The following is a 15,228-nucleotide window of genomic DNA, read 5'->3' on the forward strand; positions in this document are numbered from 1 at the left end:
GATCCTCGGGCGGGCGGTGCGAAAGGCGCGAGATTATGTCGGCGCGCGTCTGCCGCCACCCCACCACCTGCAGGGGTGGCAGGCCCATCCGTGCAGCCTGCACGCGGCAGCCACCAAACGCAGCGGCCCGCCCGGTTGCCCGGGCGGGCCGCTGCCCTCCAGCCTGCCGACGGGGCTCAGCAGGACGCCACGGTGCCCTTGGCGTTGTCGGCGTTTTCGGCGTACTCGGGGATCTGGTCGAAGTTCAGGTACTTGTAGATCGCCGCGCCGTCCTTGTTCACCACGCCCATGGCTTCCTGGTACTCGGCCACGGTGGGCAGCTTGCCCATCTTGCTGGCGATGGCGGCCAGCTCGGCCGAGGCCAGGAACACATTGGTGTTCTTGCCCAGGCGGTTGGGGAAGTTGCGGGTGCTGGTGGAGACCACGGTGGCGCCTTCACGCACCTGGGCCTGGTTGCCCATGCACAGGCTGCAGCCGGGCATCTCGGTGCGCGCACCGGCGGTGCCAAAGGCGGCGTAATGGCCTTCCTTGATCAGCTCGCTCTGGTCCATCTTGGTGGGCGGGGCCACCCACAGCTTGACCGGGATGTCGCGCTGGCCGCCCAGCAGCTTGGCGGCGGCGCGGAAGTGGCCGATGTTGGTCATGCACGAGCCGATGAAGGCCTCGTCGATCTTGGTGCCGGCCACCTCGGACAGCAGCTTGGCGTCGTCCGGGTCGTTCGGGCAGCAGACCACCGGCTCCTTCAGCTCGTTCAGGTCGATCTCGATGACGGCGGCGTATTCGGCGTCGGCATCGGGCTCCAGCAGCGTCGGGTTGGCCAGCCAGGCTTCCACCTTCTCGATGCGGCGGCGCAGGGTCTTGGCGTCCTGGTAGCCGTCGGCGATCATGTTCTTCATCAGCACCACGTTGCTGCGCAGGTACTCGATGATCGGCTCCTTGTTGAGCTTGATCGTGCAGCCGGCGGCGCTGCGCTCGGCGCTGGCGTCGCTCAGCTCGAAGGCCTGTTCCACCTTCAGGTCGGGCAGGCCCTCGATCTCGAGGATGCGGCCGCTGAACACGTTCTTCTTGCCGGCCTTGGCCACGGTCAGCAGGCCGGCCTTGATGGCGTACAGCGGGATGGCATGCACCAGGTCACGCAGGGTGACGCCGGGCTGCATCGTGCCCTTGTAGCGCACCAGCACGCTCTCGGGCATGTCCAGCGGCATCACGCCGGTGGCCGCGCCGAAGGCCACCAGGCCCGAGCCGGCCGGGAAGCTGATGCCGATCGGGAAGCGGGTGTGGCTGTCGCCGCCGGTGCCCACGGTGTCGGGCAGCAGCAGGCGGTTCAGCCAGCTGTGGATCACGCCGTCGCCCGGGCGCAGGCTGACGCCGCCGCGGTTGCTGATGAAGCTGGGCAGCTCGCGGTGGGTCTTCACGTCCACCGGCTTGGGGTAGGCGGCGGTGTGGCAGAAGCTCTGCATCACCAGGTCGGCGCTGAATCCCAGGCAGGCCAGGTCCTTCAGTTCATCCCGCGTCATCGGGCCGGTGGTGTCCTGGCTGCCCACGGTGGTCATCTTGGGCTCGCAGTAGGTGCCCGGGCGCACGCCCTGGCCCTCGGGCAGGCCAACGGCGCGGCCGACCATCTTCTGCGCTAGCGTGAAGCCGGCCTGGGTGGCGGCCGGCGGCTGCGGCAGGCGGAACACGGTGCTGGCCGGCAGGCCGAGGAATTCACGCGCCTTGGCGGTGAGGCTGCGGCCGATGATCAGGTTGATGCGGCCGCCGGCGCGCACTTCGTCGAACAGCACGTCGCTGCGAAGCTGGAAGGTGGTGACCAGCTGCCCGCCCTTGGTGATCTTGCCGTCGTAGGGGTGGATGTCGATGACATCGCCCATCTCCAGGCCGCCCACGTCCACCTCGATCGGCAGGGCGCCCGAGTCTTCCTGCGTGTTGAAGAAGATCGGGGCGATCTTGCCGCCCAGGGTGACACCGCCGAAGCGCTTGTTCGGCACGAACGGGATGTCCTGGCCGGTGGCCCAGATGACGCTGTTGGTGGCGCTCTTGCGGCTGGAGCCGGTGCCCACCACGTCGCCCACGTAGGCCACCAGGTGGCCGTTCTTCTTCAGGTCCTCGATGAACTGCATCGGGCCACGCTTGCCGTCTTCCTCGGGCTTGAAGGCCGCGCCCTCGCGCGTGTTCTTCAGCATCGCCAGGTAGTGCAGCGGGATGTCGGGGCGGCTCCAGGCGTCGGGCGCGGGGCTCAGGTCGTCGGTGTTGGTCTCGCCGGGCACCTTGAAGACGGTGACGGTGATGGTCTTGGCGACTTCAGGGCGGGTGGTGAACCACTCGGCGTCGGCCCAGCTCTGCATCACCTCTTGGGCCTTGGCATTGCCGGCCTTGGCCTTGTCGGCCACGTCGTTGAAGAAGTCGAACATCAGCAGCGTCTTCTTCAGGGCGGCGGCGGCCACGCTGGCCACCTCGGCATCGTCGAGAAGCTCGATCAGCGGATGCACGTTGTAGCCGCCCACCATGGTGCCCAGCAGCTCGGTGGCCTTGGCCTTGGAGATCAGGCCCACGGCCAGGTCACCATGCGCCACCGCGGCCAGGAAACTGGCCTTGACCTTGGCCGCATCGTCCACGCCCGGCGGCACGCGGTGGGTCAGCAGGTCCAGCAGGAAGGCGTCCTCGCCGGCCGGCGGTGCCTTGATCAGCTCGATCAGCTCGGCCGTCTGCGAGGCCGACAGCGGCAGCGGCGGGATGCCGAGGGCGGCGCGTTCGGCCGTGTGTTGGCGATAGGCTTGCAGCATGTCGTGGGCTCCTGTGGAACGGTGGAGAAACAGGTCGGACAGTGGATTCGGACAACCGTGGCGGCGCGTTGGCGGTCTGCGTGCAGCCTACGGGTTAATCCCATATTTTATGTCTTATATAAGACTTGCCAAGCGCTTTTTGCAGTGCAGCAGCGCAGCCGGCTGATTGTGGCGCAGCGGGGCGCAAAAAAGCCCGCTCGGTGGCGGGCTGGCGGTCAGGGCCGGGTGGGCGGGCACGGTGGCCGGGCCCGGCGCGCTGGCTCAGGCGTTGTCGCGCATCCACTGTTCGGCATAGGCGTCCGAGCGGGCCTGGGCCTTGGCACCGCTGGTCATCAGCCACACCAGGGAGCCGGTGGCAAACAGCAGCGGCACGAGAGCAAGAATCACGTTGATCATGGGGAGGATGGGTCAGGGTTGAGACGCAGGCCGCAGCGGCTGCCATGGCATGCTGCGGCGCAGCATACATGATCCATGTCAAGCCGCCGGGGCCGACCCGGATGGCCCCGGATCGATGGGGATATCGGCCAACGCGTCGCCGGCTTGAGGCCGGCGTGGCGCTCAGCGTGTGGGCGGTGGCGCCACGTCAGCGGGTGGCGTGACGGGCGCCACAGGCATGGCGGCCTCCGACGCTGGCGCCGATGCGGCGCTGGCTGCGGGCGCGGCCACCGGTGCCGGCGCCACGATGCCGATGCCCTGGGCCGCGCCGGCAGCGGTGGCGGCGGCCACCGCCGCATGCTGCTCGGCATGCATGCAGCCATCGACCATGCGCTGGCCGCGCCGGGCGTTCATCAGCATCGATTTCGCCGGGATCTGCAGCCAGACGATGCCGTTGTCCGGATCTTCGAGCCGCACGGCGCCGGTGGTGGTCTCGCGCGGCAGCATGCGGTAGTGCTTGCCCTGGTGGCTGACGGTGAAGTACCCGGCCTGGGCAGCCATCGGCTGCACCACCACCCGCTGGTTGAATTCACAGTCGGCCGTGCCGGTCAGCACCCGCGCGGCCACGTCGAGCTGGCCGGCGCTGATCGCCTCCACCGTCTGCGTGGCCAGGGCCAGGCCCTTGGCGGTGCTGCCGGCCTGCTGCCGGGTGATGCCGGCAGCCGGCCTGGCGGGCGCCTTCGTGGGCGGCTTGGCCGCGGGTTTCGCGACCGGCTTGGCGGACGGCTTGACGGGCGTGTTGGCCAGGGCGGTGCTGCCAAGCAGCAGGGCGGCACTGGTCAGCGCAGCGGTACACAGGGGATGCAGCGGCATGGGCAACGGATCGGCAACAGGGTGGGGCGGCGGGCGATGGGGGCGGCCGGTGCTCAGGCCAGCGCGCCATCGCCGTAGAAGGCCAGCAGCGCTTCGGCCGGCAGCGGCTGGCCGGTGCGGCGGGCGCGGCCGATCACCTGCCAGAAATAGCGGTAGCTGGCGCGGTCGTGCAGCACATCCTGGTGGCGAATCGGCGCCCAGTCGGCGGCCTGGGCGGCCAGCAGGATGGCGATGGCGGCGTCCACCTCGGCCACGCTGGGCGAGAAGGCCTCGACGATCGGGCCGATCTGCGACGGGTGGATGCTCCACATGCGGTTGTAGCCGAATTCACGCGCGGCGCGGCGGGCGGCGGCGGCGATGGCGGCTTCGTCCTTGAACTCGGTCACCACGCAGTGCGACGGCACCTTGCCCGCACCATGGCAGGCGGCGGCGATCTCCAGCTTGGCGCGCACCACCAGCGGGTGCTCGAACTGCCCCGGCACGCCCATCGCCGCCTGCGGAATCGCGCCGCGGTGGGCGCTGACAAAGTCCATCAGCCCGAAGCTCAGGCTCTGCACCCGGGGCAGGGCAGCCAGGGCCTGCACGTCGCGCAGGGCGCCGTGGGTCTCGACCAGCGCATGCACCGGCAGCGCGGCGCCGCGGCCGTGCACCCGGGCAGCATGTTCGATGTGGGCGATGGCCTGCTGCAGGTCGGCCAGGTGCCGCGGCTTGGGCACCATCAGGTAGGCCAGCCGGTCGCCGGCGCGGCCGACCAGGGTGTCGACGTCATCCTGGAAGGCCGGGTGGTCGACTGGATGCACCCGCGCGCCGACGCGGCCGAAGCGGTTGTCGGCCGACAGCGCCAGGTCGGCACACAGCCGGGCATGTTCGGCCTCGGCGCCGATGGGGGCGCCGTCCTCGCAATCCAGCGTGATGTCGAACACCGGGCCCAGTTCGGCCTGCAGCGCCAGCGCCTTGCGCATGCGGGCCTCGGTGCCGCAGTAGTGGTCGCACACCGGCAGGTCGGCAGGCGGGTCGCCCTCGTCGATCAGGGCTTGGCTGGGCAGCAGGGGCATGGCGCGGATGGCGGAAAGAAAAACGGAGCTGCCGACATGATGCCGCACAGCCCCGGTGGCACGGCCCGCAGCGGGCCGGTGCAGTGGTTACAGAAGGTGCTTCACGCCGTCCTGCTCGCCCTGCAGCTCGGCCAGGGTCTTGTTGATGCACTCCTGGCTGAAGGCGTCGATCGGCAGGCCTTCGACGATGCTGTATTCGCCGTTGGCGCAGGTCACCGGGTAGCCGAACATCACCTCCTTGGGGATGCCGTACTCACCCTTGCTGGGCACGCCCATGGTGACCCAGCCGCCGTTGGTGCCCAGGGCCCAGTCGCGCATGTGGTCGATGGCGGCGTTGGCGGCCGAGGCAGCCGACGACACGCCCCGGGCGGCGATGATGGCCGCGCCGCGCTTGCCCACGGTGGGCAGGAAGGTCTCGGCATTCCAGACCTGGTCGTTGATCATGTCCTTGACCGAGGCGCCGTCGATGGTGGCGAAGCGGTAGTCGGCGTACATGGTGGGCGAGTGGTTGCCCCACACCGCCAGCTTCTGGATGCTGGCCACCGGCTTGCCGGTCTTGGCGGCGATCTGGCTGAGCGCGCGGTTGTGGTCCAGGCGCAGCATGGCGGTGAAGTTCTTGGCCGGCAGATCGGGGGCCGACTTCATCGCGATGTAGGCATTGGTGTTGGCCGGGTTACCCACCACCAGCACCTTGACGTTGCGGCTGGCCACGGCGTTCAGTGCCTTGCCCTGGGCGGTGAAGATCTGGGCGTTGGCGGCCAGCAGGTCGGCACGCTCCATGCCGGGGCCGCGCGGGCGGGCGCCGACCAGCAGGGCGTAGTCGGTGTCCTTGAAGGCGGTCATCGGGTCGCTGTGGGCTTCCATGCCGGCCAGCAGCGGGAAGGCGCAGTCGTCGAGCTCCATCATCACGCCCTTCAGCGCTTCCTGGGCCTTCTCGACCGGCACTTCCAGCAGCTGCAGGATCACGGGCTGGTCCTTGCCCAGCATCTCGCCGGAGGCGATGCGGAACAGCAGGGCGTAACCGATCTGACCGGCGGCGCCGGTGACAGCCACGCGGACGGGCTTCTTGCTCATGGTGGGCTCCAGGGAGTTGGGACGGATTCTGGCGATCGCGGACGGCACGGCAGTGTAGCCAGCGGCGCGGCAATATAGGGGTTCCCACCCATGTTGTCAAAGGTCTTATGTCTTCTATAAGACATCTGTCAGCATTCGATGGACGAGCCGGCGGGCTTTGTGCTGCAATGCCGCACCATGCCTGCCGCCCTGCCATCGACCGCCGCTGCTGCCGCCCTGGCGGCCACCGACGCGGCCGATGCCGCCCCGGCGTTCAGCCCGCTGTACCAGCAGATCAAGGGTCTGATCACCCGCGAGCTGCAGGCCGGGGTGTGGAAGCCCGGTGAGTCCATCCCCAGCGAGCTGGACCTGGCCGCGCGCTTCAAGGTCAGCCAGGGCACGGTGCGCAAGGCCATCGACGAACTGGCCGCCGACAACCTGCTGGTGCGCCGCCAGGGCAAGGGCACCTTCGTGGCCACCCATGCCGAGCAGCAGATCCAGTACCGCTTCCTGCGGCTGATGCCCGACGCCGGCAGCGACCGCGGCATGGCCCGCCGGCTGCTGGACTGCCGCCGCACCCGCGCCCCGGCCGACGTGGCCCGCATGCTCGACTGCAAGAGCGGCGATGCCGTGGTGCAGCTGCGCCGCCTGCTGCTGGCGCCAAGCGACGGCCCCCAGGGCGGCGCAGTGCGCCGCCCGTCCCCCGAGGGGAGCCCGCCGCCTTGGGGCGGCCCTGCGGCGGACGGCAAGCCGGTGGTGCTCGACGAGATCTGGCTGCCCGGCGCGCTGTTCAAGGGCCTCACCGCCGAACGCCTGGCCGACTACAAAGGCCCGATGTACGGCATGTTCGAGGCCGAATTCGGCGTGCGCATGATCCGTGCCGAGGAGAAGATCCGCGCGCTGGCGGCCGACGCGGCCAGTGCCCCGCTGCTGGCGGTGGCGCCGGGCTTTCCGTTGCTGAGCGTGGAGCGGCTGTCGTTCACCTATGGCGACAAGCCGGTGGAACTGCGCCGCGGCCTGTACAACACCGAGCAGCACTTCTACCGCAATGAACTGAATTGAAGTTGCCGCCAGATGACGGCGCCGGGCGGGCGGATGTCGCCAAAAGCTCCGAGTCAGCCTGGTGCGTTGCAATAAACTCTTGGGGTTTCACCCGGATTACACAAGACCACACACATGGCAGAACTTTCCAAACCACGGCCCGTCGCGCGCCCCGGCGCCAACATGCGCCTGATCGAGGCGCTGCAGTACCGCCTGCCGCTGGCGGCGCTGGTGTCCATCCTGCACCGCGCCAGCGGCATGATGATGTTCTTCCTGCTGCCGTTCATCGTGTGGATGTTCGATGCCAGCGTGTCGTCGGAGGTGTCGTACGACGGCTTCACCAGCGCCTTTGTCGCCGGCATCGGCTTCGTGCCGGGCTTCGTCATCAAGCTGATCGCCCTGGCGCTGATCTGGGCCTACCTGCACCACGCCGTGGCCGGCCTGCGCCACCTTTGGATGGACGCCACCCACAGCGTCACCAAGCAGCAGGGCCATTCGTCGGCCGTGGCCACCTTCGCCATCAGCATCCTGCTGACCGTGGCGCTGGGCGCCAAGCTGTTCGGGCTGTTCTGACCCGGCGCACGCGTCGGGTATTTCTCTTCGAGGCACACAACAACATGGCCGTCAATTACGGTTCGAAGCGCCTGGTCGTGGGCGCGCATTACGGTTTCCGGGACTGGCTGAGCCAGCGTGTCACGGCGGTGCTGATGGCACTGTTCACGCTGGCCCTGCTGCTGCAGGTGATCTTCGGCGGCCCGATCGGGTATGACAGCTGGGCGGGCATCTTCTCGCGCCAGTGGATGAAGGTGCTGACGTTCGTGGTCGTCGTGGCACTGGCCTGGCATGCCTGGGTGGGCATGCGTGACGTGTGGATGGACTACATCAAGCCGGTGGGCGTGCGCCTGCTGGCCCAGGTGTTCACCATGGTCTGGCTGGTGGGCTGCGCCGGCTGGGCCGTGCAAGTGCTCTGGAGGCTCTGAGATTCATGGCTGAGATCAAGACAAGCGTTCCGCGTCGTCGCTTCGACGTGGTCATCGTCGGTGCCGGTGGCTCCGGCATGCGGGCATCGCTGCAGCTGGCACGTGCCGGGCTGAACGTGGCGGTGCTGTCCAAGGTGTTCCCCACCCGCAGCCACACCGTGGCCGCACAGGGCGGCATCGGTGCCTCGCTGGGCAACATGAGCGAGGACAACTGGCACTACCACTTCTACGACACCGTCAAGGGCAGTGACTGGCTGGGCGACCAGGACGCCATCGAGTTCATGTGCCGCGAGGCGCCAAAGGTCGTCTACGAGCTTGAGCACTTCGGCATGCCGTTCGACCGCAATGCCGACGGCACCATCTACCAGCGCCCGTTCGGTGGCCACACCGCCAACTATGGCGAGAAGCCGGTGCAGCGCGCCTGCGCCGCCGCCGACCGCACCGGCCACGCGATGCTGCACACGCTGTACCAGCAGAACGTGAAGGCGCGCACCCAGTTCTTCGTCGAGTGGATGGCGCTGGACCTGATCCGCGACAGCGAAGGCGACGTGCTGGGTGTCACCGCGCTCGAGATGGAGACCGGCGAGGTCTACATCCTCGAAGCGAAGACCACGCTGTTCGCCACCGGTGGCGCCGGCCGCATCTACGCCGCCAGCACCAACGCCTTCATCAACACCGGCGACGGCCTGGGCATGGCGGCGCGTGCCGGCATCCCGCTGGAAGACATGGAGTTCTGGCAGTTCCACCCCACCGGCGTGGCCGGCGCGGGCGTGCTGCTGACCGAAGGCTGCCGCGGCGAAGGCGCGATCCTGCGCAACGTCAACGGCGAGCGCTTCATGGAGCGCTATGCGCCCACGCTGAAGGACCTGGCGCCGCGCGACTTCGTCTCGCGCTGCATGGACCAGGAGATCAAGGAAGGTCGCGGCTGTGGTCCCAACAAGGACTACATCAACCTCGACATGACCCACCTGGGCGGCGACACCATCCTGAAGCGCCTGCCCAGCGTGTTCGAGATCGGCCACAACTTCGCCAACGTCGACATCACCAAGGAGCCGATCCCGGTGGTGCCGACCATCCACTACCAGATGGGTGGCATCCCCACCAACATCCACGGCCAGGTGGTGGTGCCGAAGAACGGCAACCCGAACGCGGTGGTCAATGGCCTCTATGCGGTGGGCGAATGCTCCTGCGTCAGCGTGCACGGCGCCAACCGGCTGGGCACCAACTCGCTGCTCGACCTGCTGGTGTTCGGCCGCGCGGCCGGCAACCACATCGTCGATGCCTTCAAGCGGGCCGACCAGGCGCACAAGCCGCTGCCGGCCGATGCGGCCGACTACTCGCTGTCGCGCATCGCCCGCCTGGACGGCAGCAGCAGCGGTGAATACGCCCAGGACGTGGCCAACGACCTGCGCAACACCATGCAGAAGCATGCCGCGGTGTTCCGCACGCAAGAGCTGATGACCGCCGGCACGGTGGAAGTGGCCAAGCTGCGCGAGCGCGTGGCCAACATCACGCTCAAGGACAAGAGCAAGGTCTTCAACACCGCGCGCATCGAGGCGCTGGAAGTGGAGAACCTGATCGAGTCGGCCCAAGCCACCATCGAATCGGCCGCCGCCCGCCACGAGTGCCGCGGCGCCCACACGGTCAAGGACTACGAGCGCGGCGCGGACGATCCGCAGTTCCCGCTGGGCCGCAACGACGCCGAGTGGATGAAGCACACGCTGTGGTACAGCCAGGGCAACCGGCTGGAATACAAGCCGGTCAACCTGAAGCCGCTGACGGTGGACAGCGTGCCGCCGAAAGTCCGCACGTTCTAGTCCGCACCTTCTGAATCCCGGGACACCCGCACCATGACCAAGCGCACCTTTCAGATCTACCGCTACGACCCGGACAAGGACGCCAAGCCCTACATGCAGTCGATCGACGTCGAGCTCGACGGCAGCGAACGCATGTTGCTGGACGCGCTGATGAAGCTGAAGTCGGTCGACCCGGCCATCAGCTTCCGCCGCAGCTGCCGCGAGGGCGTGTGCGGCTCGGACGCGATGAACATCAACGGCAAGAACGGCCTGGCCTGCCTGACCAACATGCGGGACCTGCCGGGCACCGTGGTGCTCAAGCCGCTGCCCGGCCTGCCGGTCATCCGCGACCTGATCGTGGACATGACGCAGTTCTTCAAGCAGTACAACTCGATCAAGCCGTATCTGGTCAACGACAGCATCCCGCCCGAGAAGGAGCGCCTGCAGTCGCCGGAAGAGCGTGAGGAGCTCAACGGCCTGTACGAGTGCATCCTGTGCGCCAGCTGCTCGACCAGCTGCCCCAGCTTCTGGTGGAACCCGGACAAGTTCGTCGGCCCGGCCGGCCTGCTGCAGGCCTACCGCTTCATCGCCGACAGCCGCGACCAGGACACCGCCGGCCGCCTGGACAACCTGGAAGACCCGTACCGGCTGTTCCGCTGCCACACCATCATGAACTGCGTGGATGTGTGTCCCAAGGGCCTGAACCCCACCAAGGCGATCGGCAAGATCAAGGAGCTGATGGTGCGCCGCGCCGTCTGAGCGCGCCGCCATCCGCCTGCCCCTGACAGCCCGCTGCAAGCCTGCCCATGCACACTGCCCTCGATGGCGACCAGCCCCTCGGCGAGCGCGAGCTCAGCCGGCTGCGCTGGCGCTGCCGGCGTGGCTTGCTGGAAAACGACCTGTTCATCGAGCGCTTCTTCCAGCGGCATGACACGCACCTGCTGGTGCGCCATGCCGATGGACTTCAGGTGCTGATGGACCTGGCCGATAACGATCTGCTGGATTTGTTGCTGTGCCGCAAGGAGCCCGGCGCCGACCTGGCGCGCCCCGACGTGATCGAGGTGTTGGGCATGTTGCGTGCTAGGTGACCTCAATTTGAACTGCTGCCTGCGTAGAACTTGACCAAGAAAGGGAATGCCCCCATGACCCCGTCCGACGTGAAAGCCACCCTGTCGTTCTCCGATGGCAGCCCGAGCATGGATCTGCCCATCTACAAGGGCAGCATCGGCCCGGACGTCATCGACATCCGCAAGCTCTACGGCCAGACCGGCAAGTTCACCTACGACCCGGGCTTCCTGAGCACGGCGTCGTGCAACAGCACCATCACCTACATCGACGGCGACAAGGGCGAGCTGCTGTACCGCGGCTACCCGATCGAGCAGCTGGCGGTGCATGCCGACTTCCTCGAGACCTGCCACCTGCTGCTGTACGGAGACCTGCCCGACGCCCAGCAGAAGAAGGACTTCACCGCCCGCGTGACCAACCACACCATGGTCAACGAGCAGATGCAGTTCTTCCTGCGCGGCTTCCGCCGCGACGCCCACCCGATGGCGGTGATGACCGGCCTGGTGGGTGCGCTGTCGGCGTTCTATCACGACAGCACCGACATCAACAACCCGCAGCACCGCGAGATCGCGGCGATTCGCCTGATCGCCAAGATGCCCACGCTGGTGGCGATGGCGTACAAGTACTCGGCCGGCCAGCCGTACATGTACCCGAAGAACAAGCTCTCGTACGCCGGCAACTTCATGCACATGATGTTCGCCACGCCCTGCGAGGACTACGAGGTGAACCCGGTCATCGAGCGCGCGCTCGACCGCATCTTCATCCTGCATGCCGACCATGAGCAGAATGCCAGCACCTCGACGGTGCGGCTGTGCGGCTCGTCGGGCACCAACCCGTTCGCGGCCATCGCCGCCGGCGTGGCCTGCCTGTGGGGCCCGGCGCACGGCGGTGCCAACGAGGCCTGCCTGAACATGCTGGGGGACATCCAGAAGATGGGCGGCGTCGAGAAGATCGGTGACTTCATCAAGCAGGTGAAGGACAAGAACAGCAACGTCAAGCTGATGGGCTTCGGCCACCGGGTCTACAAGAATTACGACCCGCGCGCCAAGCTGATGCGCGAGACCTGCCACGAGGTGCTGGGCGCCCTGGGACTGGAGAACGACCCGCTGTTCAAGCTGGCGATGAGCCTGGAGAAGATCGCGCTGGAAGACGACTACTTCGTCAGCCGCAAGCTCTACCCGAACGTCGACTTCTACTCGGGCATCGTGCAGCGCGCCATCGGCATCCCGGTGAGCCTGTTCACCGCCATCTTCGCGCTGGCCCGCACCGTGGGCTGGATCGCCCAGCTCAACGAGATGATCGGCGATCCGGAGTACAAGATCGGCCGCCCGCGCCAGCTGTTCGTCGGCTCCACCCCGCGTGAGGTGAAGCCGCTGGCCCAGCGCTGATCGGCTGAGTCGCCGTCAGCCCGCGGGCGGCGGCGCCTGCAGCAGCCGCGCGACGTCGGCCAGGCAGGCGTCGCGCACCGCACCATCCGCCTGGCTGTCGCGGATGAAGGCCGCGACCACCAAGGGCGGACGCCGGGCCGGCCACAGCACGCCGACATCGATGCTGTCGGTGTTGCTGGTGCCCGTCTTGGTAACCACCTGCCAGTCGCTGGCGGCGCCGGCGCGCAGGCGCCGCCCACCGGTCACGCTCGCCCGCATCCAGCGCAGCAGCCGGGCCTGCTCGGGAGCCGGCAGGCCGGTGCCCAGCATGAGCGCCTGCGCCGTGGTGGCCATGGCCCGCGGTGAGCTGGTGTCCCAGTGCGGATCGGCGCCCGGCCGGTTCATCGCCGGCTCATTGCGGTCCAGCCGGGTGACGGTGTCGCCCAGACTGCGCAGGTAGGCGGTCAGGGCTGCCGGTCCACCCAGGCGGGCCAGCACCAGGTTGGCAGCCGTGTTGTCGCTGGTCGCCAGGGTGGCCGCGCACAGGGCGCCGACGGTCATGCCGGCACCGTGATCGGCCTCGCTGTCGGTCACTGGCGACCAGTCGATCAAATTGGCCCGGGTGAAGGGCAGACGTTCATCCAGTGACAGCCGGCCGCCGGCCACCTCGTGCAGGGCCATGCTGGCCAGCAGCAGCTTGAAGCTGCTGCACAGCGGAAAACGTGCATCGGCGTTCCAGCCCCAGGGGCGATCGGACCCGCCGGTGGGCAGCACCATCACCCCCAGTCGGCCGCCGCTGCGGCGCTCGATGCCGGCCAGCCGGCGCGCCAGCCCAGGAGGCAGCGCGACATCGTCGGGCGCAGCGGCGAGTGCCAAGTTTTTCAGTGGACTGAGCAGTCCGGCGCACAGCAGTCCGTGGTGCAAAAATTGGCGTCTTGCGGTCATGTGACGAGAATCGAGTGGAGACGGGCGCCAGCTTAGGGTGACCCCACGGTCACGACCAGCGCGAAGAATCGCGATCAGACCCAACTAAAACTTCGGACGGTGTCGCCTTGGATCTGCCGCTGAATGCGCTGCGTGCCTTTGAGACCGCGGCCCGCCACCTCAACTTCACCCGCGCCGCCGAGGAACTGCACCTGACGCCCACGGCCGTCAGCCAGCATGTGCGCAAGCTGGAACAGCGCTACGGCGTGCAGTTGTTCCGCCGGCTGCCACGTGGCCTCGCGCTCACCGACGAGGGCCAGGCCCTGCTGCCGATGCTGGCTGAGACCTTCGAGCGGGTGGCTGGCGCCTTGAGCAGCCTGCGCCACGGCCGCCCGCGCGAGCCGCTGAGCGTGGGCGTGGTGGCCACGTTTGCCGTGGGCTGGCTCCTGCCGCGCCTGCCGGCGTTCCAGGCGGCCCACCCGTTTGTCGATCTGCGACTGTTCACCCACAACAACCGGGTCGATCTGGCCGGAGAGGGGCTGGACCAGGCGGTGCGCTTTGGCGATGGCCACTGGCATGGCACCGATGCCGTGCCCCTGATGCCTGCCCGGCTGACGCCCTTGTGTGCGCCGGCCTTGGCGCGCCGACTGCAGCAGCCGGCCGACCTGGCCGGCGAGGTGCTGCTGCGGTCCTACCGTGCCGCTGAATGGCCCGCCTGGTTTGCCGGTGTCGGCTTGCAGGCGCCGCCACTGCGGGGCCTGGTTTTCGACACATCGCTCGCGCTGGCCGAAGCGGCAGCCCAGGGCGCCGGCGTGGCCTTGCTGCCCGCGACGCTGTTCTCCCAGGCGCTCGACAGCGGGCGGCTGGTGCGCCCGTTTGCGACCGAGATCGACACCGGCCGCTATTGGCTCACGCAGCTCTCATCGCGCCGCGTCACCGCGGCGATGGGCGCCTTCTCGTCCTGGTTGCAGGCCGCCAGCGCCGATCCGGCGGTGCAAGACAGCCTCAGATCAGCCCCTTGAGCAGGCGGCCCATCTCGCTGGGGTTGCGGGTGATGGTGAAGCCGCACTCTTCCATGATGGCGAGCTTGGCGTCGGCCGTGTCGGCGCCGCCGCTGATCAACGCACCGGCATGGCCCATGCGCTTGCCGGCAGGAGCGGTCACACCGGCGATGAAGCCGACGATCGGCTTCTTCATGTTGGCCTTGCACCAGCGCGCGGCCTCGGCCTCGTCGGGCCCGCCGATCTCGCCGATCATGATCACCGCATCGGTGTCCGGATCGTCGTTGAAGGCCTGCATCACGTCGATGTGCTTCAGGCCGTTGATCGGATCACCGCCGATGCCCACGGCGCTGGACTGGCCCAGCCCGATCTCGGTGAGCTGCGCCACCGCCTCATAGGTCAGCGTGCCGCTGCGGCTGACCACGCCGATGCGGCCCTTGCGGTGGATGTGGCCCGGCATGATGCCGATCTTGATCTCTTCCGGCGTGATCAGCCCCGGGCAGTTCGGCCCCAGCAGCAGCGTCTTCTTGCCGCCGGCCGCTTCCTTGGCCTTCATCTTGTTGCGCACTTCCAGCATGTCGCGCACTGGGATGCCTTCGGTGATGCAGATCGCCAGATCCAGGTCGGCTTCCACGGCCTCCCAAATCGCCGCTGCGGCGCCCGCCGGCGGCACGTAGATCACGCTGACGGTGGCGCCGGTCTGGCTGGCAGCTTCCTTCACGCTCGCGTAGATCGGGATGTCCGAGAACTTCTCGCCGGCCTTCTTCGGGTTCACGCCCGCGACGAACGCCGCCTTGCCGTTGGCATAGGCCTGGCAGCCCAGGGTGTGGAACTGACCGGTCTTGCCGGTGATGCCCTGGGTGATGACCTTGGTGTCTTTGTTGATCAGGATGCTCATGGTTCTTCTCCGGGGCT

The 15,228-nt window shown here is 68.1% G+C and carries 15 protein-coding genes; 8 read left to right on the forward strand and 7 right to left on the reverse strand.

The window, feature by feature from the left end:
- Positions 1 to 176: 176 nt before the first annotated feature.
- The 5 genes from acnB to FFT10_RS25610 form a co-directional block, all read right to left on the reverse strand.
- Entirely contained in the window at positions 177 to 2,783 is a 2,607-nt protein-coding gene (gene acnB / locus FFT10_RS25595) for a bifunctional aconitate hydratase 2/2-methylisocitrate dehydratase (protein WP_137735723.1), read from the reverse strand.
- A gap of 261 nt (positions 2,784 to 3,044) precedes the next feature.
- Positions 3,045 to 3,179: a hypothetical protein gene (locus FFT10_RS28680; RefSeq protein WP_265575368.1), complete on the reverse strand. Its 135-nt coding sequence runs from the start codon at positions 3,177 to 3,179 to the stop codon at positions 3,045 to 3,047.
- Between the two features lie 162 nt (positions 3,180 to 3,341).
- Positions 3,342 to 4,031: a hypothetical protein gene (locus FFT10_RS25600; protein WP_137735724.1), complete on the reverse strand. Its 690-nt coding sequence runs from the start codon at positions 4,029 to 4,031 to the stop codon at positions 3,342 to 3,344.
- A gap of 53 nt (positions 4,032 to 4,084) precedes the next feature.
- Positions 4,085 to 5,086, reverse strand: a complete 1,002-nt coding sequence (locus FFT10_RS25605) for an HpcH/HpaI aldolase/citrate lyase family protein (RefSeq protein WP_137735725.1) — start codon at positions 5,084 to 5,086, stop codon at positions 4,085 to 4,087.
- Between the two features lie 87 nt (positions 5,087 to 5,173).
- A complete protein-coding gene (locus FFT10_RS25610; protein ID WP_137735726.1) occupies positions 5,174 to 6,160 on the reverse strand; it encodes a malate dehydrogenase in 987 nt (328 codons plus the stop codon).
- Between the two features lie 177 nt (positions 6,161 to 6,337).
- On the opposite strand from FFT10_RS25610, the gene FFT10_RS25615 reads away from it, so the two are divergent.
- The 7 genes from FFT10_RS25615 (at position 6,338) to gltA (ending at position 12,409) form a co-directional block, all read left to right on the forward strand.
- Positions 6,338 to 7,201, forward strand: coding sequence for a GntR family transcriptional regulator (locus FFT10_RS25615; protein ID WP_137735727.1), 864 nt, complete (start codon positions 6,338 to 6,340; stop codon positions 7,199 to 7,201).
- A gap of 114 nt (positions 7,202 to 7,315) precedes the next feature.
- Positions 7,316 to 7,753: a succinate dehydrogenase, cytochrome b556 subunit gene (gene sdhC / locus FFT10_RS25620; protein ID WP_137735728.1), complete on the forward strand. Its 438-nt coding sequence runs from the start codon at positions 7,316 to 7,318 to the stop codon at positions 7,751 to 7,753.
- A gap of 44 nt (positions 7,754 to 7,797) precedes the next feature.
- Positions 7,798 to 8,160 carry a succinate dehydrogenase, hydrophobic membrane anchor protein gene (gene sdhD / locus FFT10_RS25625; protein WP_137735729.1) on the forward strand — a complete coding sequence of 121 codons (363 nt, stop codon included), beginning with the start codon at positions 7,798 to 7,800 and terminating at the stop codon, positions 8,158 to 8,160.
- Positions 8,161 to 8,165: 5 nt separating this feature from the next.
- A complete protein-coding gene (gene sdhA / locus FFT10_RS25630; protein ID WP_137735730.1) occupies positions 8,166 to 9,977 on the forward strand; it encodes a succinate dehydrogenase flavoprotein subunit in 1,812 nt (603 codons plus the stop codon).
- A gap of 33 nt (positions 9,978 to 10,010) precedes the next feature.
- Positions 10,011 to 10,715: a succinate dehydrogenase iron-sulfur subunit gene (locus FFT10_RS25635; protein WP_137735731.1), complete on the forward strand. Its 705-nt coding sequence runs from the start codon at positions 10,011 to 10,013 to the stop codon at positions 10,713 to 10,715.
- Positions 10,716 to 10,762: 47 nt separating this feature from the next.
- Positions 10,763 to 11,044, forward strand: coding sequence for an FAD assembly factor SdhE (locus tag FFT10_RS25640; RefSeq protein ID WP_137735732.1), 282 nt, complete (start codon positions 10,763 to 10,765; stop codon positions 11,042 to 11,044).
- 54 nt (positions 11,045 to 11,098) lie between these two features.
- Positions 11,099 to 12,409, forward strand: coding sequence for a citrate synthase (gltA, locus tag FFT10_RS25645; protein WP_137735733.1), 1,311 nt, complete (start codon positions 11,099 to 11,101; stop codon positions 12,407 to 12,409).
- Between the two features lie 15 nt (positions 12,410 to 12,424).
- Here the strand turns inward: gltA and bla are convergent, their stop codons facing one another.
- Entirely contained in the window at positions 12,425 to 13,264 is an 840-nt protein-coding gene (gene bla / locus FFT10_RS25650; protein ID WP_162520927.1) for a class A beta-lactamase, read from the reverse strand.
- Between the two features lie 176 nt (positions 13,265 to 13,440).
- Here bla and FFT10_RS25655 point away from each other — a divergent pair, with 176 nt between their 5' ends.
- Positions 13,441 to 14,334 (forward strand): LysR family transcriptional regulator, encoded by an 894-nt coding sequence (locus FFT10_RS25655; protein WP_137735735.1) that lies wholly within the window; start codon positions 13,441 to 13,443, stop codon positions 14,332 to 14,334.
- On the opposite strand, the gene sucD is transcribed toward FFT10_RS25655, so the two are convergent.
- Complete coding sequence (sucD, locus tag FFT10_RS25660) at positions 14,318 to 15,211, reverse strand: succinate--CoA ligase subunit alpha (RefSeq protein ID WP_137735736.1); 894 nt, start codon at positions 15,209 to 15,211, stop codon at positions 14,318 to 14,320. The genes FFT10_RS25655 and sucD overlap by 17 nt on opposite strands.
- Positions 15,212 to 15,228 lie beyond the last annotated feature (17 nt).

Source organism: Pseudaquabacterium pictum (genome assembly GCF_005403045.1).
GTDB classification, from domain to species: Bacteria; Pseudomonadota; Gammaproteobacteria; order Burkholderiales; family Burkholderiaceae_C; genus Pseudaquabacterium; species Pseudaquabacterium pictum.

Coding starts and splice junctions, on each gene's coding strand:
- acnB (WP_137735723.1), bottom strand. CDS start 2,783: ATGCTGCAAGCCTATCGCCAACACACGGCCGAACGCGCCGCCCTCGGC.
- FFT10_RS28680 (WP_265575368.1), bottom strand. CDS start 3,179: ATGATCAACGTGATTCTTGCTCTCGTGCCGCTGCTGTTTGCCACCGGC.
- FFT10_RS25600 (WP_137735724.1), bottom strand. CDS start 4,031: ATGCCGCTGCATCCCCTGTGTACCGCTGCGCTGACCAGTGCCGCCCTG.
- FFT10_RS25605 (WP_137735725.1), bottom strand. CDS start 5,086: ATGCCCCTGCTGCCCAGCCAAGCCCTGATCGACGAGGGCGACCCGCCT.
- FFT10_RS25610 (WP_137735726.1), bottom strand. CDS start 6,160: ATGAGCAAGAAGCCCGTCCGCGTGGCTGTCACCGGCGCCGCCGGTCAG.
- FFT10_RS25615 (WP_137735727.1), top strand. CDS start 6,338: ATGCCTGCCGCCCTGCCATCGACCGCCGCTGCTGCCGCCCTGGCGGCC.
- sdhC (WP_137735728.1), top strand. CDS start 7,316: ATGGCAGAACTTTCCAAACCACGGCCCGTCGCGCGCCCCGGCGCCAAC.
- sdhD (WP_137735729.1), top strand. CDS start 7,798: ATGGCCGTCAATTACGGTTCGAAGCGCCTGGTCGTGGGCGCGCATTAC.
- sdhA (WP_137735730.1), top strand. CDS start 8,166: ATGGCTGAGATCAAGACAAGCGTTCCGCGTCGTCGCTTCGACGTGGTC.
- FFT10_RS25635 (WP_137735731.1), top strand. CDS start 10,011: ATGACCAAGCGCACCTTTCAGATCTACCGCTACGACCCGGACAAGGAC.
- FFT10_RS25640 (WP_137735732.1), top strand. CDS start 10,763: ATGCACACTGCCCTCGATGGCGACCAGCCCCTCGGCGAGCGCGAGCTC.
- gltA (WP_137735733.1), top strand. CDS start 11,099: ATGACCCCGTCCGACGTGAAAGCCACCCTGTCGTTCTCCGATGGCAGC.
- sucD (WP_137735736.1), bottom strand. CDS start 15,211: ATGAGCATCCTGATCAACAAAGACACCAAGGTCATCACCCAGGGCATC.